This window comes from Bradyrhizobium sp. USDA 241 (genome assembly GCF_049739505.1).
GTDB classification, from domain to species: domain Bacteria; phylum Pseudomonadota; class Alphaproteobacteria; order Rhizobiales; family Xanthobacteraceae; genus Bradyrhizobium; species Bradyrhizobium liaoningense.
Genome location: NZ_JBMGPZ010000005.1, coordinates 3,891,814 through 3,911,061 on the forward strand (window position 1 = coordinate 3,891,814; position 19,248 = coordinate 3,911,061).

Below are 19,248 nucleotides of genomic sequence, written 5' to 3' on the forward strand. Positions count from 1 at the left end.
TCACAGGTCGGCTTGATGTTTTTCAGAGGAATGGCCGCGCGCCTGGCGTGCGCGGCGGCGTGTCTGATTGCCGGACTCGCGATTGCGCCGTCTCACGCCCAGACTTTGACGATGCGGAGCGCGTTGTCGCGCGCGCTGGCCGCAAGCCCGCGACTGACGGCGGCGGAGCGCGACGTCGGCATCGCCACGGGCCAGCGCATCCAGGCGGGCGCCCTCTTCAACCCGGAACTGTCCTACGAACAGGACGATTCATTCGGCTCGGGCAAATATCGCGGGACACGATCGGCCGAGACTACGCTGCAGATCAGCCAGGCCTTCGAGCTGTTCGGCAAGCGCGATGCGCGGATTGCCGCAGGCGTCGCCGGCGTCGAAGTGGCCGCGATTCAGCGCAAGGCCGTCAGGCTGGAGGTGCTGTCGGAGACCGCGATCGCCTTCCTCAGCGTGCTCGGCGCACAGCGGCGCATTCAGATCCTCGACGAGCAGATTGCCGCCATCGACCGCCTGACGCCCCTCCTGCGCCGCCGCGTCGAGGCCGGCGCCTCCTCGCCCGCCGAGACCGGCCGTGCCGAGGTCGCCTCCGCTCTGGTGAAAGCCGACCGTGAGCGCCTCAAGGCGACGCTGGCCAGCGCCCGGCGCGAGCTTGCGGTGCTGATGGGCGATCCAGCCGCAAAATACGGCGAGGTCTCCGGCCGGCTCGACACCACGGGACGCCCGCCCACCTTCCAGGCGGTGGTTGCCGCCATCGATGCCAATCCGCAACTGGTGCGCTGGACCGCCGTTTACGCGCAGCGCAATGCCGAGCTGCTGCTGGCGCGGCTCAAACCCTATCCCGACGTGCGGATCGCCGCCGGCTGGCGCCACTTCAACGAAACGGGCGACGATGCGGCGCGCCTGACCGTCTCGGTGCCGATCCCCGTGTTCGACCAGAACCAGGGCAACATCCTCTCGGCGCAGGAAAGCCTCGCCAAGACCAGGGCCGAGCGCGAGGCCAACCGCAACACGCTGATCGTGATTGCCGGCCGCGCCTACGACTCGCTCCAGGGCTCGCTGCGCGAGCTCGCCGTGCTGCGTGAGACCGCGATCCCCAAGGCCGTTGAGGCGTCCGAGGCGATCTCGCAGGGCTACGGCCAGGGCCGCTTCACCCTGCTTGAGGTGCTCGACGCCCAGGCCAGCGTCACCCAGGCGCGGCTGCGCGAGCAGGAGGCGCTGCAGAATTTCCATGCCGGCGTTGCCATCATCGAGGGCCTCGTCGGCAATCCCTTCACGCTGGCGCGGGAGAGCGTACGATGAGGACATCCTCTACCATCGTCGTTGCCATCGTTGCCGCCGCGCTCGGTGCTTACGGCTATTCCCTCCTTGCCCCGGCCAAGCTCGTACACACCGAGCATGCCGAGCATTCCGAAAAGAAGCCGAACGACCATGTCGAGCAGGACGAGCACGGCGCCGACCGCATCCGGATCTCCGACGTCAAGCTCGCGGCCGCGGGCGTCACGCTGGCCGAAGCCGCGGGCGCCACGCTGACCGACACCCTCGCCTTCAACGGCATCCTGCGCGCCAACCAGGAAGCCGTGGTGCAGGTGACGCCGCGCTTTCCGGGCGTCGTCAAATCCATCCTGAAGCGCATCGGCGACAAGGTCGCCAAGGACGATCTGCTCGCCACGATCGAGAGCAACCAGAGTCTCACCGTCTATGAGCTGAAGGCGCCATTCGCCGGCACCATCATCGAGCGGCAGATCTCGCTCGGCGAATACGCCTCCGAGCAGAAGCCGGCCTTCGTCGTCGCCGACCTCTCCACCATCTGGGTCGATCTGTCGATCTACCGGCAGGACTTGAGGCGCGTCCGCATCAACGACGAGGTACTGATCGATCCCGACGACGGCCGCGGTGAGATCAAGGGCACGATCTCCTACATGGCGCCGATCGGCAGTAGCGAGACCCAGACCGCGCTGGCGCGCGTGGTGCTGGTAAATCCCGACGGACGCCTGCGTCCCGGTCTGTTCGTCACGGCGCGGCTGATCCTCGCCGCGCGCAACGTCGCGGTCGCCGTGCGCCGTAGCGCGATCCAGACGCTGGAGAACAGGACTATCGTGTTCGTGCGCGAGGACGGCGACAAGATCGAGGCGCGCCCGGTCGAGCTCGGGGATTCCGATCCGAGGTTCGTCGAGATCAAGGCCGGGCTCGCGGCCGGCGAGCACTACGTCGCGGAGAACAGCTTCGTCGTGAAGGCGGAGATGGGCAAGGGCGAGGCCGAGCATGATTGAGCGTCTCATCGCCGCCTCGCTGCATCAGCGCTGGCTGGTCCTCCTGCTCGCGCTCGGCGCCGTCGCCTTCGGCGCCTGGAATTTTCAGCGCCTGCCGATCGACGCCGTGCCCGACATCACCAACGTCCAGGTCCAGATCAACACCCGCGCGCCCGGCTATTCACCGCTCGAGACCGAGCAGCGCATCACCTTCCCGGTCGAGACCGCCATGAGCGGGCTGCCGAAGCTCGACTATACCCGCTCGCTGTCGCGCTACGGCCTCAGCCAGGTGACGATCGTCTTCAAGGACGGCACCGACATCTATTTCGCCCGCCAGCTCGTGGGCGAGCGCATCCAGCAGGTGAAGGACCAGCTCCCGGCGGGCGTCGAGGTCGCGATGGGGCCGGTCTCGACCGGCCTCGGCGAAATCTTCATGTACACCGTCGAGGCCAAGGCGGGCGCCACGACGCAAGGCGGCCACGACTATTCGCTGACCGATCTGCGCACCGTGCAGGACTGGATCATTCGGCCGCAGCTCCGCAACGTGCCGGGCGTGGTCGAGGTCAACACCATCGGAGGCTTCGAGCGTCAATTCCACGTGCTGCCGGACCCCGGCAAGCTGATGGCCTACCGGCTCGGCTTTCGCGACGTCATGACGGCGCTGGCCGCCAACAACGCCAATGTCGGTGCCGGCTATATCGAGCGCAATGGCGAGCAATATCTGGTGCGCTCGCCGGGGCAGGTCGGCAACATCGCCGAAATCCAGGACATCGTGATCGGCTCGCGCGGCGGCAATCCCGTCAGGATCAGGGATGTCGCGACCGTCATCGAAGGCCGCGATCTGCGCACGGGCGCGGCGACGCGAGACGGCGAGGAAGCCGTGCTCGGCACTGCGATGCTGCTGATCGGCGAGAACAGCCGCAGCGTCGCCCGCCGGGTCGCAGCCCGCATCGAGGACATCGCCAAGTCGCTGCCCGAAGGCGTCGTGACGCGGACTGTCTACGATCGCACCGACCTCGTCGAGGCCACCATCCGAACGGTCAGGAACAATCTGCTGGAAGGCGCGGCGCTGGTGGTGGCCGTGCTGTTCCTGATCCTCGGAAACATCCGCGCCGCACTGGTCACCGCCTGTGTCATTCCGCTCTCGATGGCGATGACGATCACCGGCATGGTCGAGACCAAGGTCAGCGCGAACCTGATGAGCCTGGGTGCGATCGACTTCGGCATCATCGTCGACGGCGCCGTCATCATCGTCGAGAATTGCCTGCGCATGCTGGCCGAGGCCCAGCGCGAGAAGGGTCGCCTGCTCACGCTCCCGGAGCGGCTGCGGGCGATCCAGCGCGGGTCGAGCGAGGTCATCAAGCCGAGCCTGTTCGGAACACTGATCATCGCCGTGGTCTACCTGCCCGTGCTGACGCTGACCGGCGTCGAAGGCAAGATGTTCACGCCGATGGCGCTGACCGTGCTGATGGCGCTCGGCGCCGCCGTGCTGTTCTCCATCACCTTCGTGCCGGCGGCCGTTGCCATCTTCGTCACCGGCAAGGTGTCCGAACACGAAAACCTGTTCATGCGGGTCGCCAAGCGCGCTTATCTCCCCCTGCTCCGCTTTGCCATCGACAACCGGGCCGCGGTCGCCATCATGGCCGTGGTCATCGTGGTTGCGAGCGGCATCGCCGCCGCGCGGATGGGTGGCGAGTTCATTCCGAGCCTGGACGAAGGCGACGTCGCGCTGGCGTCGATCCGGATTCCCGGCACCAGCCTCACCCAGTCGCTGGACCTGCAGAAGGCCTTGGAGAAGCGCATCAAGCAGATCCCTGAAGTGAAGGAGTTCTTCACCCGCATCGGCACCGCGGAGATCGCGACCGACCCGATGTCGCCGGCGCAAACCGACGGCTACATCATGCTCAAACCGCGCGCCGAATGGCCCGACCCGGACAAGCCGAAAGCCGAGGTGATCGAGGCCATCGACCATGCTGCCGACGAGATTCCGGGTAGCGCCTATGAGATCTCCCAGCCGATCCAGTTCCGTGTCAACGAGCTGATTTCCGGCGTGCGCAGCGATGTCGGCATCAAGGTCTTCGGCGATGACCTCGACATCCTGCAAGGCGCCGCAAAACAGGTGGAGGCCGCGATCCGGGGCATCCGCGGCGCCAGCGACGTCAAGATCGAGCAGGTCGCGGGCCTGCCGATCCTCACCGTGCGGCTCGACCGCCAGGCGCTCGCCCGCTACGGCCTCAGCGTTGCCGAGGTGCAGGGCATCGTCGAGATCGCCGTCGGCGGCAAGTCGGCCGGGAAGCTGTTCGAGGGCGACCGCCGCTTCGATATCGTCACGCGCCTGCCTGAGCATCTGCGCGGCAATCTCGAGGCGATCCGGGCGATCCCGATCCCACTGCCGCCCGGCGAGGAGGCCACGGCCAACACGCCGCTCCGAACAGCATTGTCCGCCTCTTCCCTCACCCAGATGCGCTATGTGCCGCTCTCGTCGGTCGCAACCGTCGATGCGACGCCCGGACCCAACCAGATCAGCCGCGAGAACGGCAAGCGGCGGATCGTCGTCACCGCCAATGTCCGCGCGCGCGACCTCGGCTCCTTCGTGGCCGAGGCCGAGGCGGCCGTGGCCGAGAAGGTCAAGCTGCCGCCGGGCTACTTCATCGGCTGGGGCGGACAGTTCGAGCAGCTGGTCTCCGCGACCAAGCGGCTCACCATCGTCGTACCGGTGGCGCTGCTGCTGGTGTTCCTGCTGCTGTTCATGGGCATGGGATCGGCGGCGGATGCAGCACTGGTGTTTTCAGGCGTGCCGCTGGCGCTGACCGGCGGGGTCGCGGCGCTGCTGCTGCGCGACATTCCCTTGTCCATCAGCGCCGGCGTCGGCTTCATCGCGCTGTCGGGCGTCGCCGTGCTCAACGGGCTCGTGATCATCGCCTTCATCGAGCGTCTGCGCGGCGAGGGACGATCCGTTGTGGAGGCCGTTCGCGAGGGCGCACTCACGCGGCTACGGCCCGTGCTGATGACGGCCCTCGTCGCCTCCCTCGGCTTCGTGCCGATGGCGCTCGCCACCGGTGCCGGCGCCGAGGTGCAGCGGCCGCTCGCGACCGTTGTGATCGGCGGCATCATCTCCTCGACCATGCTGACGCTCCTGGTGCTGCCGGCGCTCTATGTCCTGTTCCGTCGTGACGTAGCGCGGGAAGCGCCTACAATGGCGCCCGACTTGGCAGCTTCCGGGGAGCGCTAGAGGTGGGAAGCCACGACCATCACGGTCATCACCACCATGACCATGCCGGCCATGATCATGGTCATGGCCACGTCCATGTCCATGCGCCCGCCAGTTTCGGCAAGGCGTTCGCAATCGGCATTTCGCTCAACATCGCGCTGGTGGTGGCCGAGGCGGTCTACGGCTATATCGGCAACTCCACCGCCCTGCTCGCTGACGCCGGCCATAATCTTTCCGACGTGCTCGGCCTGGTGGTGGCCTGGGGCGCCTCGATCGCAGCGCGCCGTGCCCCGAGCGGCCGCTTCACCTACGGCCTGCGCGCCTCCACCATCCTCGCGGCACTTGCGAACGCGGTGTTCCTGCTGGTCGCAACCGGCGCGATCGGCTGGGAGGCAATCCTGCGCCTGCAGCAGCCGGAGCCGGTCGCAGGCGTTACGGTGATGGTGGTCGCAGGCATCGGCATCCTCGTCAACGGGTTTACCGCCATGCTGTTCGCGAGCGGACGCAAGGACGACATCAACATCGAAGGCGCCTACCTGCATATGGCCGCCGACGCCGCGGTCTCGCTCGGCGTCGTGGTCTCGGCGGCGCTGATCATCTGGACCGGCTGGCTCTGGCTCGATCCCATTACCAGCCTCGTCATCTGCGCCACTATCCTCTGGAGCACCACCAGCCTGCTGCGGGGCTCCATCGACATGTCGATGGCGGCGGCGCCCAAAGGCACCGACCTCGCCGCGATCAGGGCGTTCCTGCTCGCGCGGCCGGGCGTGTCCGCAATCCACGATCTCCATGTCTGGCCGATCTCGACCACCGAGACGGCGCTGACCTGCCACCTCGTCATGCCAACAGGCACGGACGACGCATTCCTGATGCAGACGGCGCAGCTCTTGAAGACATCCTTCCGCATCGGCCACACCACGCTTCAGGTCGAGACGCATCCCGACAACGGTTGCGCGCTGGCGCCGGATGATGTGGTGTGAGGGGATGCGTGGCCGCTCCAATCTCCGCTGTCGTCCCGGACAAGCGTAGCACAGAGCTGGCCCCGCAAATTCGGACAGTAGCTTGAGTGGATTTTCTGCCTGACAGCGGCGAGGATTCTTGCTGCGAATCAGGAGCGAAGATGACGAAGAAGAGCCGCCGGACGCATTCTCCGGCATTCAAGGCGAAGGTTGCTTTGGCTGCGGTCAAAGGCGACAAGACACTGGCGGAGCTGGCGCAACTGTTTGATGTTCATCCGAACCAGATCACGATCTGGAAAAACCAGCTCCTGGAAGGCGCCGCCGGCGTGTTTGGGCATGACAAGACATCGGCCGAGACGCCGGTCGATTTGAAGGCGTTACATGCCAAGATCGGCGAGCTGGCGTTGGAAAACGATTTTTTGTCCGGCGCGCTCACCAAGGCGGGCCTGCTGAGCGCAAAGCGATGATCGACCGCGATCATGATCTTTCTATCGTGCGCCAGGCGAAGGTCCTGAAGCTGGCTCGCAGCACGGTCTACTATGAACCTCGGCCAGTTTCGGCCGAGGACCTTGCCTTGATGCGTCGGCTCGATGAGCTGCATCTCGATTATCCCTTCGCGGGAGCGCGTATGCTGCGATCGTTGCTGCGGCGGGAGGGCGTATACGCCGGTCGCCGCCACATCGCGACGCTGATGAAGCGCATGGGGATCGAGGCGGTCTATCGTCGCCCGAACACGAGCAAGCCGGCTCCGGGTCACAAGATCTACCCGTACCTGTTGCGCGGATTGAAGATCGAGCGGCCCGACCATGCGTGGGCAATGGACATCACCTACATTCCGATGCGGCGTGGCTTCGTCTATCTCGCGGCGGTCGTCGATGTGTTCAGCCGACGGGTCCTGGCCCATCGCGTCTCGATCACAATGGAGGCGGCCTTCTGCGTCGAAGCGGTCCAGGAGGCGTTGGCGAAGCACGGCAGGCCCGAGATTTTCAACACGGATCAGGGCAGCCAGTTCACCAGCCTCGAGTTCACCGATGTGCTGCTGGACGCGAAGATCGCCATCAGCATGGACGGCAAGGGCGCCTGGCGCGACAACGTGTTTGTCGAGCGGCTCTGGCGCACGGTCAAATACGAAGAAGTATATCTCCGCGCCTACGACAGCGTGTCCGAGGCGCGAGCGTCAATTGCCAAGTATCTGGCCTTCTACAATCAGGGACGCCCTCACTCGAGCCTTGACGGGCGCACGCCCGACGAGGCTTACTTCGGCACGCAAGCTATGGTGATGGCCGCATGACCGTCGCCGACGGTTTTGTCGTCGCTCTGGTCGGGCTACGCCCTCCCGACGCAACGACAAAACCGTAAAGCCCCGCGTTCAGCATAACCCGGCAGGAATCCACTTAAATCCAGCGGGGCGCTGTCCAAACAACCGGGGCCAGCTCTCACACGACAACGCGCAGCATTGTCGTGAGCGCAGCGCCGATCCGGGATCCATAACCACAGGGAGCGGTTTGGCGAAGACTCGGAGTAACCAGCTGCGCGCCAAATTACTCCCTGTGGTTATGGATCCCCGCCTGCGCGGGGACGACGCCGAGTTTGCGGCAACAGTGCACGCCACAACGTCACGGAGCAGCGAATTCGCTACCCCGCCTTCGCCGTCACGATCCAGATCGCGCCCTGCAATGCCACGCTCTGGCCCTTCAGGAACGGCGTCAGCATCTCGCGGATCGAAGCCTTTGCGGCCTCATAGGTCTCCGGCGGATGGCCCTGGAGCGCGCGGCTGGCCGGACCGATCTGCAGCGAGCCGTCGACGGCGGCATCGAGGCCGCCGCCGATCGCGACGTCCATTGCGAGATCGTGCGGCTCCATCGCCACGTCCACGAAGCCTGCGCCTTTGAGGATGCGCATCACGCGCTCCTCCGATGCGAAGGCGAACGGGCCCGGCTCCTCCGGCCCGACCGGCGGCATTTTGGGGACGTGTTTGTACACCGCCATCAGCGGCGCCATCATCCATGGATTTTCCTTCGGTTCGCGCCAGCAGACGAAGGCGAGCCGCCCGGACGGCTTCAGCGCACGGCGCAGATTGGTGAAGGACGCAATGGGATCGGCGAAGAACATCACGCCGAAACGCGAGGCGAGCAGATCGAAGCTCGCCGGCTCGAACGGATAGACGGTCGCATCCGCCAGCACGAAATCGAGCGGCAGGCCCTTCGGCGCAAACGCGCGCGCCTGCGCCAGCATCGGCTCGGAGACATCGAGGCCGAGCGCAAAGCCATCCGGCGCCACGGTCTTCGCGAACGCCACCGTCGTCGCACCGGAGCCGCAGCCGACATCGATCACACGCTCGCCCGGCTTCGGCTTTGCTCGGTCAATCAGCACCTCCGCGATCGGCCCGAGCAGTCTCTCCTGCACCGAATGGCGATCGGCCCAGCGCTGCCCGCTCGGCCCGTTCCAATAGGCGATCTGGTCGGCGTTTTGCTCGTGTCCCCGCGGGTCACTTCAAATTCCTCCGGGTGTGGTCAGTCAAATTCCTCCACCCGCGAGGCAGGACAAGGGACTGTTAGTTTGAGTTTGTTTCCCGGGCAAGAGCTTCAGCGGCTTCTTTGAGCCGATAGCTGCGTCCGTCGAACTCAAGCAGATGGCAATGATGCATAAGGCGATCGAGGATCGTCGTGCTCATAGTGTTGTCCCCAAGGTATGCCCCCCAATCCTGCACGACGCGATTGGAGGTGACGATGACGCTGCGGCGCAGTTTGTAACGCTGATGGATCAGGGTCTGCAGCAAAGTGCCGGCGTCGTCGGGGATGGCGCGTGCGAGGAATAGATCGTCCAGCACGAGGAGATCGCAGTCGATGATGGTTCGCAGCCGGACCTCGCGTTGTGCCGGAGAGTTCAGGGCGTAGCGGTGGAAGAAGTCGTCGGTCTCAAGATACTGGACCTTGTGGCTTTGCAGGATCGCCTGATAGGCAATCGCCTTGGCGATGTGCGACTTCCCGGTGCCAGGTTTGCCAACAAGCAGAGCGTTCTCGCCAGCGGCAATGAACGCCAGGGTGTGGAGCTGGAAGCAGGTCTGACGTGGCAGTTTGGGATTGAAGGACCAGTCGAACTCGGCGAGCGTCAGCTTTTCGTCGAGCCCGGATTGCTGGTATCGCCGCTCGATAAGACGGGACTGACGACGGTCCAGTTCATCCTGCAGGATAAGGGAGAAGGTCTCGAGGAAGGGCTGGTTGGCGCCCTGCGCCTGGAGCACGCGCGTCTGCAGCGTGTCGCGGACACCCGACAGGCGCAGCTGTCGTAGGCAACGCTCAATTTCCGGCATGGTCATCATGTGGCTAGGTCTCCAGTTTAAGGTGAGAAGGTGCAGCGGGAGCGCTCGTGGCGCCGGAGTTGGCCGGGGTTGCGCAGGCGACACGAGCGCGGATTGCCGTGGCGTGATCGTCGTGAGCCTCGGCCTGCCGACCATTGTCGTCGGCGTCGCGCCGCACAGCGCGGCTGAAGAGGTCGCCGTATTCCGCGGGGGTACGGATCAGCGGATGATCCTGGGTGAGCGGCGATGCCGGCTGTGGCGTCACTCCAACCTGCTCGATCGCCTGTTCGAACAACCGCTCGACGGTCGCACGCACGTGCTTGTAGCGGTAGATGCGGTTGTCGATGGCGTGCGCGCAGGCCTGCTCGACCAGCCGCGCCGGATACTTCCGGCCCAGCCCGACAATGCCCCACATCGCGCGCTGTCCGGGGCGCCCTTCGGTGTCGAACACCTGCTGGCACAAGGCCCTGGTCTGCGGTCCGATGCGCTCGGCGCTCGCCAGCAGCACGGCGGTTTGCCGCGACGGGTTGAACGGCCGTTCGCTGGTCGGCAGGACGACAGAACCGGGGTGCGCCATCCGGGAATGAACACGCAGCAGCGCACGGGTGTGGCGATCACGGATCTCGATCGTGGTGGTGTAGATGCGCACGACGACCTGGCTGCCGATCGGCGCGGGCCGCGCGGCGTAATAGCTGTTGTCGACGCGTACGGTGGTGTCGTCGCAGACAGTCCGGACGACTTCGGTGAAGATGCGGAAGGGAGCGACAGGCAGCGGCCGCAGGTGCGGCTTCTCTTCCTGGAACATCGCCTCGACCTGACGGCGCGTGCTGCCGTGGATGCGTTTGGAAGCCCAGTTCTCCTCCCAGTGCCTCAAGAACTCGTTTTGCGCCTCCAGCGTCTCGAAGCGCCGTCCGGCCAGCGCAGTGCCCTGGGTATGTTGAATCGCATTCTCGACGCATCCTTTCCGATTTGGATCGGCCACGCGCGCGGGATCGGCGACCACGGCGTAATGAGCCAGCATCGCGCTGTAAATCGGGTTGAGCTGGGGCTCGTACAAATCCGGCTTGAGGACGCCTTCCTTCAGGTTGTCGAGCACGACATAGCTGGGGACCCCGCCAAAATACCGGAACGCCTCTTCGTGGAGCTGCGCCCAGACTTGTTGGCTGGACTTCCAGACTACCCGCCGGAAGCTGCGCCGCGAGTAGCGTAGCGTCATCACGAACAGGCGGGGACGACGGTACCGCCCGCTCTTCGGATCAACCGTCGGCGCGCCCTCGCCATAGTCGACCTGAGCTTCCTCGCCGGGGAGGAACTCAAGACGATCAAACTGCTCAGGATCAGCGTGCCGCAACCGGCGCACAAACCGCTTGACACTCTGGTAGCTGGACGGAAAGCCAAATTGATCAACCAGGTCCTGGTAAATCGCCTGCGCGTTCCGCTTCAGCCGGACCTGTTCTTCGATCCACGTCCGATGCGCTTCGCAAGCCGAACGGGCCAGGCTGCTGGTGACCGTCGCTTCCGATGTCCCAAAAGCCGGTGGTCGGGGTGGAGGAATTTGGCCGTCCGCGCTCACCGAGCCGGTGGTCACTTCCCCGGGGGAATTTGCCTCCGCACCGGCCCGCAGCGCCTGATAACGCCGGATCGTCTTGCGATCGACACCCGTCAGCCGGTGAATCTCGCGCTGGCTGGTGTTGCGATCAAGTAATGTAAGTACGGTGCTTTGCAGATGTCGCTTCAAGACGTTCAACTCCCCGGCCCCTTGCTGGCTAAGGGGTCGAACATAAACGTCCTGCCTGACCGGCTACTGCTGTTCAGCGGCGCTGACGGCGATCATCAGGTGGGGGAGTTTCAAGTGACCATACCCGGGGGATTTTGACCGACCCACGGGGCTCGTGTCCGCTAGGCTGTTCCATTGGGGCCTCCATCGCTGCGCTGCTGCGCTGCGAGGTCATACCACGTCGGAAACAGATCAGCCGGTCAACTGAGGTCGGGCGCAATGTCACCGCCCCCTTGCTCCGACACCCGTGGCAAGGCTAAAGAGGCGCCGTGGGGCGGTTAGCTCAGCTGGTTAGAGCATCTCGTTTACACCGAGAGGGTCCGCGGTTCGAATCCGTGACCGCCCACCAGGCTTCCCTCTTCGCCCGCTACGGCTCAGCAAGCCCGACCTCAATCCCCCGGCCTTCCCGGCAGCAGCGGCACGGCATCGATCCACACCGCCGCCGACTGGCACCAGATCTGCCGAACCGGCCGCAATTGGTCGCGCTGGCGGATCGAGCCCCAGCGGATGCCCCAATCGTCGGCCTGGTCGCCTTCGCCGCTCGTGAACAGCGGGGAACCGCAGTCGGCGCAGAAGTGCTGGAAGCGCATCCGGCCGTTGTCGCCGCGCTTGCCGTAAATTCTTGGCGTGCCGGCGGTCAGGCGGACATCGGCCGCGGAACAGATCGCGGTGACCCGGAACGGCGAGCCCGTCAGCGTCTGACAGTCCCGGCAATGGCAGACCGAGACGGCCTCGGGGTCGATCTCGGCTTCAAAGGTGATCTGCCCGCAATGGCATTGCCCGTCGATGTGCATTGCCTCCTCCCCTTCCCCCCAAAACAAAAACGGCGCCCGAAGGCGCCGTTTTATCATCTTTCGCCGAACCTCAGTGAGCGGTCAGGCCGCCGGCGGCCTCGTCGCCGTCCGGCTTCACCGTCACCTTGGTATCCTCTTCCCAGACGATCGGCACGGGCTTCCTCACCAGCGCCTTGGCGATGACGTCGTCGAGGCGCGAGACCGGGATGATCTCCATGCCGCCCTTGATCGCATCGGAAATCTCCGTGAGATCCTTGGCGTTGTCCTCGGGGATCAGCACCGTCTTGATGCCGCCGCGGGCCGCCGCCAGCAGCTTCTCCTTCAGGCCGCCGATCGGCAGCACGCGACCGCGCAGCGTGATCTCGCCGGTCATCGCGACATCGTGGCGGACCGGGATGCCGGTCATGACCGAGATGATCGCCGTGGCCATGGCGACACCCGCGGACGGGCCGTCCTTCGGCGTCGCGCCCTCCGGCACGTGCACGTGGATGTCGCGCCGGTCGAACAGCGGCGGCTCGACGCCGTAGTTGATCGCGCGCGAGCGGACATAGGACGCCGCCGCCGAGATCGACTCCTTCATCACGTCACGCAGATTGCCGGTGACCGTCATCTTGCCCTTGCCGGGCATCATGACGCCTTCGATCGTCAGCAGCTCGCCGCCGACATCGGTCCAGGCAAGGCCGGTGACGATGCCGACCTGCGGCTCGCTCTCGATCTCGCCGAAGCGGTACTTCGGCACGCCGAGCAGCTCTTCCAGAGTCTTCTCGGTGACCTTGACCGACTTCTTCTTGGAGATCATCAGCTCCTTCACCGCCTTGCGGGCGAGTGTCGAGAGCTCACGCTCCAGATTGCGCACGCCCGCTTCGCGGGTGTAGCGGCGGATCAGAAGCAGCAGCGCGTCGTCGTCGATCGAGAACTCCTTGGAGTCCAGGCCGTGCTTGGACACCGCGTTCGGGATCAGGTGCTTGCGCGCGATCTCGACCTTCTCGTTCTCGGTGTAGCCCGCGATCCGGATGATCTCCATGCGGTCCATCAGCGGGCCGGGAATATTCAGCGTATTCGCGGTCGTGATGAACATCACGTTGGACAGATCGTAGTCGACCTCGAGATAGTGGTCGTTGAACGTCGCGTTCTGCTCGGGGTCGAGCACCTCGAGCAAGGCCGAGGACGGATCGCCGCGGAAATCGGCGCCCATCTTGTCGATCTCGTCCAGCAGGAACAGCGGATTGGACGACTTCGCCTTGCGCATCGACTGGATGATCTTGCCGGGCATCGAGCCGATATAGGTGCGGCGGTGACCGCGGATCTCGGCCTCGTCGCGCACGCCGCCGAGCGAGACACGCACGAATTCGCGCCCCGTCGCCTTCGCGATCGACTTGCCGAGCGAGGTCTTGCCGACGCCGGGAGGTCCGACGAGGCACAGGATCGGGCCCGTCAGCTTGTTGGCGCGCGACTGCACCGCGAGATACTCGACGATGCGTTCCTTGACCTTCTCGAGCCCATAGTGATCGGAATCCAGGATGGCCTGTGCAGCCTCCAGGTCCTTCTTCACCTTGGACTTCTTGTTCCACGGAATCGACAGCAGCCAATCCAGATAGTTGCGCACGACGGTCGCTTCCGCGGACATCGGCGACATCTGGCGCAGCTTCTTCAATTCATGCTGCGCCCGCTCGCGCGCTTCCTTGGAGAGCTTGGTCTTGGAGATCTTCTCTTCGAGATCGGCGAGCTCGTCGCGACCATCGTCGTCGCCTAGTTCCTTCTGGATCGCCTTCATCTGCTCGTTGAGATAATACTCGCGCTGGGTCTTCTCCATCTGGCGCTTGACGCGCGAGCGGATCCGCTTCTCGACCTGCAGCACCGAGATCTCGCTCTCCATCAGGCCCAGCACCTTCTCCAGGCGCGTGGTGACGGACAGCGTCTCCAGGATGCCCTGGCGGTCGGCGATCTTGACTGCGAGATGCGAGGCAACGGTGTCGGCGAGCTTTGCGAAGTCGGTGATCGCCTGCACGACGCCGACGACCTCGGCCGAGATCTTCTTGTTGAGCTTCACATAGCTCTCGAAATCGGACACGACCGAGCGCGCCAGTGCTTCCGCCTCGACCGACTTCGCATCGGTATCGGCGAGCGCGACTGCGGTCGCCTCGTAATAGTCGGCGCGATCGGTGTACTTCGCCACGCGCGCACGCTCGAGCCCTTCGACCAGCACCTTCACGGTGCCGTCCGGGAGCTTCAAGAGCTGGAGCACGCTGGCAAGCGTCCCGGTCTCGTAGATGGCATCGGGCGCCGGATCATCGTCGGACGCGTTCTTCTGCGTCGCGAGCATGATCAGCGCATCGTTCTTCATCACCTCTTCGAGCGCGCGGATCGACTTCTCGCGGCCGACGAAGAGCGGCACGATCATGTGCGGGAAGACGACGATGTCGCGCAGCGGCAGCACGGGATAAGCGTGCGTTTCGCCATGGACGATGGTTGGCCGGGGTTTGGGATTGGTCATGGCCTTTTCCTTTTGCTTTGCCCCCTTGCACGCAGCCCGCTGATGATGCGCAACCGCCACAAGGTGCCGAGGTGATCCGCACAACCGATCGGTCCTCTACGAGTTGGACCGGCTCGCCGGATGGACTGAGGCGAATCTTGAAGAGAATTTTCGCTCGCCGCCGACATTAGGTGGCTATCGACCCGGGGGGTGTCAAGTCATTGAAAAACGCGCGCCATCAGGCGCTTACGCACGCAAACAAGCGACGCAACACCGGCTGCGGAGATACAGTTCCGCAGCCCATCTCGAGGGGACACAATTGGAGCGTTTCAGCGCCGCCGGATCAGGCGCTGGCGTTCTCGACGGCGCGATCGGATCGATCGGCATAGATGTAGAGCGGACGCGCCGTTCCTTCCACCACTTCGCGGGAAATCACGACTTCTTCCACACCTTCCAGGCCCGGCAGGTCGAACATGGTCTCGAGCAGGATCGCCTCGAGGATCGAGCGCAACCCGCGCGCGCCGGTCTTGCGCTCGATCGCCTTGCGGGCGACCGCGCCAAGCGCCTCGTCGGCGAAGGTCAGCTCGATGTTCTCCATCTCGAACAGCCGCTGGTATTGTTTCACCAGCGCGTTCTTCGGCTCGGTCAGGATCTTCTTCAGCGAGGTCTCGTCGAGGTCCTCGAGCGTCGCCACGACCGGCAGACGGCCGACGAACTCGGGGATGAGGCCGTACTTCAGGAGGTCCTCAGGCTCGACGTGACGGAAGATCTCGCCGGTACGGCGGTCCTCCGGGGCCAGCACCTGGGCGCCGAAGCCGATCGAAGTCGACCGCCCGCGCGCCGAGATGATCTTCTCGAGGCCGGCGAAAGCGCCGCCGCAGATGAAGAGGATGTTGGTGGTATCCACTTGCAGGAACTCCTGCTGCGGATGCTTGCGGCCGCCCTGCGGCGGGACCGAAGCCACCGTGCCTTCCATGATCTTGAGCAGCGCCTGCTGCACGCCCTCACCCGACACATCGCGCGTGATCGAGGGATTGTCGGACTTGCGGCTGATCTTGTCGATTTCGTCGATATAGACGATGCCGCGCTGGGCGCGCTCGACATTGTAGTCGGCGGCCTGGAGCAGCTTCAGGATGATATTCTCGACGTCCTCGCCGACATAGCCGGCTTCGGTCAATGTCGTCGCATCCGCCATCGTGAACGGCACGTCCAGGATGCGGGCGAGCGTCTGCGCGAGCAGCGTCTTGCCCGAGCCGGTCGGACCGATCAGCAGGATGTTCGACTTCGCGAGCTCGACGTCGTTGTGCTTGGTCTGATGGTTGAGGCGCTTGTAGTGGTTGTGCACCGCGACCGACAGGACCTTCTTCGCATGGCTCTGGCCGATCACGTAATCGTCCAGCACCTTGCAGATTTCCTTCGGCGTCGGAATCCCGTCGCGCGACTTGACCAGCGAGGACTTGTTCTCCTCGCGGATGATGTCCATGCAGAGCTCGACGCACTCGTCGCAGATGAAGACCGTGGGACCCGCGATCAGTTTGCGGACTTCGTGCTGGCTCTTGCCGCAGAACGAGCAATATAGCGTGTTCTTGGAGTCGCTCGTGCCGACCTTACTCATTCCTGTCTCCGTCCGCGGTTCGATCCCGTTCCGCTCGATCGCTCCATTCCGACACGATGGCCGGCATGAAGCTTAAGTAGAGCAAATTCCGTACCAAAAAAGACCCTACGCATCACATCCCGTGCGAATCACGGTCACTCGATTCTCCCGCGATCATAGCCGATCAGTCGTAGCCAACCATGCTGTCACCCGACTATCAAGAATTCGCTAATCGGACGCCGCCGGCTACCCGTGACAATACCGTGATTTCCGGTCTTGGCACGGACGAAGTGATCGAAATCACCCCGGCGTTGCTGGATTGCCACGAAAAAAGCACGAAAGCGGAACTTTCTGCGTGTCGCAGCGCGCAAAACCGCGTTTTGCGACGCGCGCACCCGCACCTAACGTGAACGCACCCCGACGGGTCCACGGCGATCTGAGGATCGCCGTGACGACCCCGTAGTGCTACGGAGCCTTCACCGGCGCCGGCTCCTCGGCGCGCCTGTCGATGACCTTGTCGACCAGGCCGAACTCCTTGGCGTCGTTCGCAGTCAGGAATTTGTCGCGTTCCAGCGCATCCTCGATCGCCTTGTAGGTCTGGCCGGTGTGCTTGACGTAGATCTCGTTGAGACGCTTCTTCAGGTTGAGGATTTCCTGGGCGTGCAGCATGATGTCGGTGGCCTGGCCCTGGAAGCCGCCGGAGGGCTGATGCACCATGATGCGCGCGTTCGGCAGCGAGAAGCGCATGTCCTTCTCGCCGGCGGCGAGCAGCAGCGAGCCCATCGAGGCCGCCTGGCCCGTGCACAGCGTCGAGACCGGCGGGCGAATGAACTGCATGGTGTCATAGATCGCAAGGCCCGACGTCACCACGCCGCCCGGCGAGTTGATGTACATCGAGATTTCCTTCTTCGGGTTTTCCGCCTCGAGGAACAACAGCTGCGCGACGACCAGCGTCGACATGCCGTCCTCGACCGGCCCGGTCAGGAAAATGATGCGCTCCTTCAGGAGGCGCGAGAAAATGTCGTAGGCGCGCTCGCCACGGTTGGTCTGCTCGACCACCATGGGCACGAGGTTCATGTAGGTTTCAACCGGATCGCGCATGAGTCACCTAGGGTTTTCGGAGACGGACATCGCCGGGCCTGGCCGCCAGTTTGGCTGGATTTGCCGGAAGGGCGAATGGACGTCCTGTGATGCAGGAACTTGGTAGAGGTAGAAGGCGTAGCGACAGATATAGCCCAATTCGCTTCTGACAAGTGCGGAGCGCATTAAGGCTTAATCCGTGCGGCAGTTGAAGCTGATTCGCACAAAGAGGCCCAGCCGGCCATCTGGCTAGCTGGGCCTCTTCGCTGATCATCCTTAATGGAAGACTGTTCCAAGGCCCTCAGGCTGCGGTCTTTTCCGCGTCGTCGTCCTTGTAGAGGTCCTCGCGCGAGACCTTCTTCTCGGTCACGTTGGCGAGTTCGAGGATGAAGTCGACGACCTTGTCCTCGTAGATCGGTGCACGAAGCTGGGCCAGCGCCTGGGCGTTGTTGCGGTAATAGTCCCAGACTTCCTTCTCGCGGCCGGGCATCGAGCGCGCGCGCTCGATCACGGCGCGGCCGACCTCGTCGTCGGTCACGGTGATCTTGTTCTTCTCGCCGATCTCGGAGAGCACGAGGCCAAGCCGCACGCGGCGATCGGCGATCTTGCGGTACTCCTCCTTGGCGGCGTCCTCCGTGGTGTCCTCGTCGGCGAAGGTCTTGCCGGCGGAATCCATCTCGGCCTTGACCGAGTTCCACATCAGATTGAACTCCTCGTCGATCAGCGAGGGCGGCGCCTCGAAGCGATGCGCCTCGTCGAGGCGGTCGAGCAGCGCGCGCTTGACGCGCTGGCGCGTCGCGGTCGCGAACTCGGCGGAAAGGCGCTCGCGCGCGGCTTCCTTGAGCTTGTCCAGCGATTCCAGGCCGAGCGACTTGGCGAATGCGTCGTCGATCGCAAGGTCCTGCGGCGCCTCGATCAGGGTCGCGGTGGTCTCGAACTCGGCCGGCTGACCGGCGAGCTTGTCGTTCATGTAGTTCTTGGGGAACGACACTTTGAGCGTGCGGGTCTCGTTCGCGCCGATGCCGATCAGCTGCTCCTCGAAGCCCGGGATGAAGGTGTTGGAGCCGATCACGACCTGGATGCCTTCGCCGGTGCCGCCCTCGAAGACTTCGCCGTTGATGCTGCCCTTGAAGTTGATGGTGACGCGGTCGCCCGAGGCAGCCTTGGCACCCTCGCCCTTGTCGGCAAAGGTGCGGTTGGTATCGGCGATGCGCTTGATCGCTTCGTCGACGTCGGTATCGGTGACGTCGGCGACGGGCTTCTCGACCTGGAAGGTCTTGAAGTCGGCGAGCGCGATCGCCGGCACCACTTCGATCGCGACCGTGTAGGTCAGATCGGTCTTGCCGCTCAGCAGCTCCTCGACATCCTTCTGCTCCGTCGGCATGGTGATCTTCGGCTCGGTCGCGAGGCGGAAGCCGCGTTCGGAGAACAGCTGCGTGTTGGTGTCGCGAATGGTCTGGTCGATGGTTTCGGCCATCACAGAACGGCCATAGACCTTCTTCAGGTGCGCGACCGGCACCTTGCCCGGACGGAAGCCGTTGATGCGGACCTTGTCCTTGAGGTCGACGAGCTTGGCGCCGGCCTTGGCATCGAGATCAGACGCGGGAACGCTGATCTTGAACTCGTGCTTCAAACCTTCCGAGAGGGTTTCTGTGACCTGCATGGCGTCCAATCTTCTTCTCGTTCGGTCCCGGCACGTCGCGCGTCGGGACGCTGTCATTAATCGATCCGGCGCGAGGCAAACGCCTCACCACCGGTGGTTCATCGGACCGGCTCCAGACGGACGATCATCCGCAGAAGCTGGTCTCGTAATCCGTGC

Annotated in this window: 14 protein-coding genes and 1 tRNA gene; 7 read left to right on the top strand and 8 right to left on the bottom strand. The window is 64.4% G+C overall.

Annotation, left to right across the window (positions count from 1 at the left end):
* The first annotated feature begins 15 nt into the window (after positions 1 to 15).
* From ihpA to ABIF91_RS40705, 5 genes are all read left to right on the top strand, one after another.
* A complete protein-coding gene (gene ihpA / locus ABIF91_RS40685; RefSeq protein ID WP_028178223.1) occupies positions 16 to 1,290 on the top strand; it encodes a divalent metal ion exporter subunit IhpA in 1,275 nt (424 codons plus the stop codon).
* Positions 1,287 to 2,261: a divalent metal ion exporter adaptor subunit IhpB gene (gene ihpB, locus ABIF91_RS40690; RefSeq protein ID WP_028178224.1), complete on the top strand. Its 975-nt coding sequence runs from the start codon at positions 1,287 to 1,289 to the stop codon at positions 2,259 to 2,261. Before ihpA ends, ihpB begins: the two co-directional genes overlap by 4 nt.
* Positions 2,254 to 5,472, top strand: a complete 3,219-nt coding sequence (locus ABIF91_RS40695) for an efflux RND transporter permease subunit (protein WP_424579757.1) — start codon at positions 2,254 to 2,256, stop codon at positions 5,470 to 5,472. The genes ihpB and ABIF91_RS40695 overlap by 8 nt, the downstream gene beginning before the upstream one ends.
* Positions 5,473 to 5,474: 2 nt before the next feature.
* Positions 5,475 to 6,431 carry a cation diffusion facilitator family transporter gene (locus ABIF91_RS40700; RefSeq protein WP_028178226.1) on the top strand — a complete coding sequence of 319 codons (957 nt, stop codon included), beginning with the start codon at positions 5,475 to 5,477 and terminating at the stop codon, positions 6,429 to 6,431.
* A 140-nt stretch (positions 6,432 to 6,571) separates the two neighbouring features.
* Positions 6,572 to 7,701 (top strand): IS3-like element ISRj2 family transposase gene (locus tag ABIF91_RS40705; protein ID WP_129557670.1). Its coding sequence is split into 2 segments (ribosomal slippage): positions 6,572 to 6,824 and positions 6,824 to 7,701, totalling 1,131 coding nucleotides; the frame shifts between segments, so codons are not numbered across the junction.
* A gap of 344 nt (positions 7,702 to 8,045) precedes the next feature.
* Here the strand turns inward: ABIF91_RS40705 and ABIF91_RS40710 are convergent.
* The 3 genes from ABIF91_RS40710 to istA all read right to left on the bottom strand — a co-directional run bounded on the left by ABIF91_RS40710 (position 8,046) and on the right by istA (position 11,458).
* Complete coding sequence (locus tag ABIF91_RS40710) at positions 8,046 to 8,867, bottom strand: class I SAM-dependent methyltransferase (RefSeq protein WP_051394075.1); 822 nt, start codon at positions 8,865 to 8,867, stop codon at positions 8,046 to 8,048.
* Positions 8,868 to 8,964: 97 nt separating this feature from the next.
* Positions 8,965 to 9,732: an IS21-like element IS1631 family helper ATPase IstB gene (gene istB, locus ABIF91_RS40715; protein WP_038952109.1), complete on the bottom strand. Its 768-nt coding sequence runs from the start codon at positions 9,730 to 9,732 to the stop codon at positions 8,965 to 8,967.
* Between the two features lie 4 nt (positions 9,733 to 9,736).
* On the bottom strand, positions 9,737 to 11,458 hold the full coding sequence (gene istA / locus ABIF91_RS40720) for an IS21-like element IS1631 family transposase (RefSeq protein WP_063824294.1): 1,722 nt from the start codon (positions 11,456 to 11,458) through the stop codon (positions 9,737 to 9,739).
* A gap of 302 nt (positions 11,459 to 11,760) precedes the next feature.
* Here istA and ABIF91_RS40725 point away from each other — a divergent pair.
* Positions 11,761 to 11,837 (top strand) — tRNA-Val (locus ABIF91_RS40725).
* Between the two features lie 40 nt (positions 11,838 to 11,877).
* On the opposite strand, the gene ABIF91_RS40730 is transcribed toward ABIF91_RS40725, so the two are convergent.
* From ABIF91_RS40730 to clpX, 3 genes are all read right to left on the bottom strand, one after another.
* Positions 11,878 to 12,282 (bottom strand): GFA family protein, encoded by a 405-nt coding sequence (locus ABIF91_RS40730; protein ID WP_028181342.1) that lies wholly within the window; start codon positions 12,280 to 12,282, stop codon positions 11,878 to 11,880.
* A gap of 70 nt (positions 12,283 to 12,352) precedes the next feature.
* Positions 12,353 to 14,776 (bottom strand): endopeptidase La, encoded by a 2,424-nt coding sequence (lon, locus tag ABIF91_RS40735; RefSeq protein WP_028181341.1) that lies wholly within the window; start codon positions 14,774 to 14,776, stop codon positions 12,353 to 12,355.
* A gap of 322 nt (positions 14,777 to 15,098) precedes the next feature.
* On the bottom strand, positions 15,099 to 16,370 hold the full coding sequence (gene clpX, locus ABIF91_RS40740) for an ATP-dependent Clp protease ATP-binding subunit ClpX (RefSeq protein ID WP_008547851.1): 1,272 nt from the start codon (positions 16,368 to 16,370) through the stop codon (positions 15,099 to 15,101).
* A 179-nt stretch (positions 16,371 to 16,549) separates the two neighbouring features.
* On the opposite strand from clpX, the gene ABIF91_RS40745 reads away from it, so the two are divergent.
* Entirely contained in the window at positions 16,550 to 16,759 is a 210-nt protein-coding gene (locus ABIF91_RS40745) for a hypothetical protein (RefSeq protein ID WP_155252037.1), read from the top strand.
* 55 nt (positions 16,760 to 16,814) lie between these two features.
* On the opposite strand, the gene ABIF91_RS40750 is transcribed toward ABIF91_RS40745, so the two are convergent.
* Positions 16,815 to 17,450, bottom strand: coding sequence for an ATP-dependent Clp protease proteolytic subunit (locus ABIF91_RS40750; protein WP_028181340.1), 636 nt, complete (start codon positions 17,448 to 17,450; stop codon positions 16,815 to 16,817).
* A gap of 280 nt (positions 17,451 to 17,730) precedes the next feature.
* Positions 17,731 to 19,092: a trigger factor gene (gene tig, locus ABIF91_RS40755; protein WP_028181339.1), complete on the bottom strand. Its 1,362-nt coding sequence runs from the start codon at positions 19,090 to 19,092 to the stop codon at positions 17,731 to 17,733.
* Between the last annotated feature and the right edge of the window lie 156 nt (positions 19,093 to 19,248).

Coding starts and splice junctions, on each gene's coding strand:
- ihpA (WP_028178223.1), top strand. CDS start 16: ATGTTTTTCAGAGGAATGGCCGCGCGCCTGGCGTGCGCGGCGGCGTGT.
- ihpB (WP_028178224.1), top strand. CDS start 1,287: ATGAGGACATCCTCTACCATCGTCGTTGCCATCGTTGCCGCCGCGCTC.
- ABIF91_RS40695 (WP_424579757.1), top strand. CDS start 2,254: ATGATTGAGCGTCTCATCGCCGCCTCGCTGCATCAGCGCTGGCTGGTC.
- istB (WP_038952109.1), bottom strand. CDS start 9,732: ATGATGACCATGCCGGAAATTGAGCGTTGCCTACGACAGCTGCGCCTG.
- ABIF91_RS40730 (WP_028181342.1), bottom strand. CDS start 12,282: ATGCACATCGACGGGCAATGCCATTGCGGGCAGATCACCTTTGAAGCC.
- lon (WP_028181341.1), bottom strand. CDS start 14,776: ATGACCAATCCCAAACCCCGGCCAACCATCGTCCATGGCGAAACGCAC.
- clpX (WP_008547851.1), bottom strand. CDS start 16,370: ATGAGTAAGGTCGGCACGAGCGACTCCAAGAACACGCTATATTGCTCG.
- ABIF91_RS40745 (WP_155252037.1), top strand. CDS start 16,550: ATGCTGTCACCCGACTATCAAGAATTCGCTAATCGGACGCCGCCGGCT.
- ABIF91_RS40750 (WP_028181340.1), bottom strand. CDS start 17,450: ATGCGCGATCCGGTTGAAACCTACATGAACCTCGTGCCCATGGTGGTC.
- tig (WP_028181339.1), bottom strand. CDS start 19,092: ATGCAGGTCACAGAAACCCTCTCGGAAGGTTTGAAGCACGAGTTCAAG.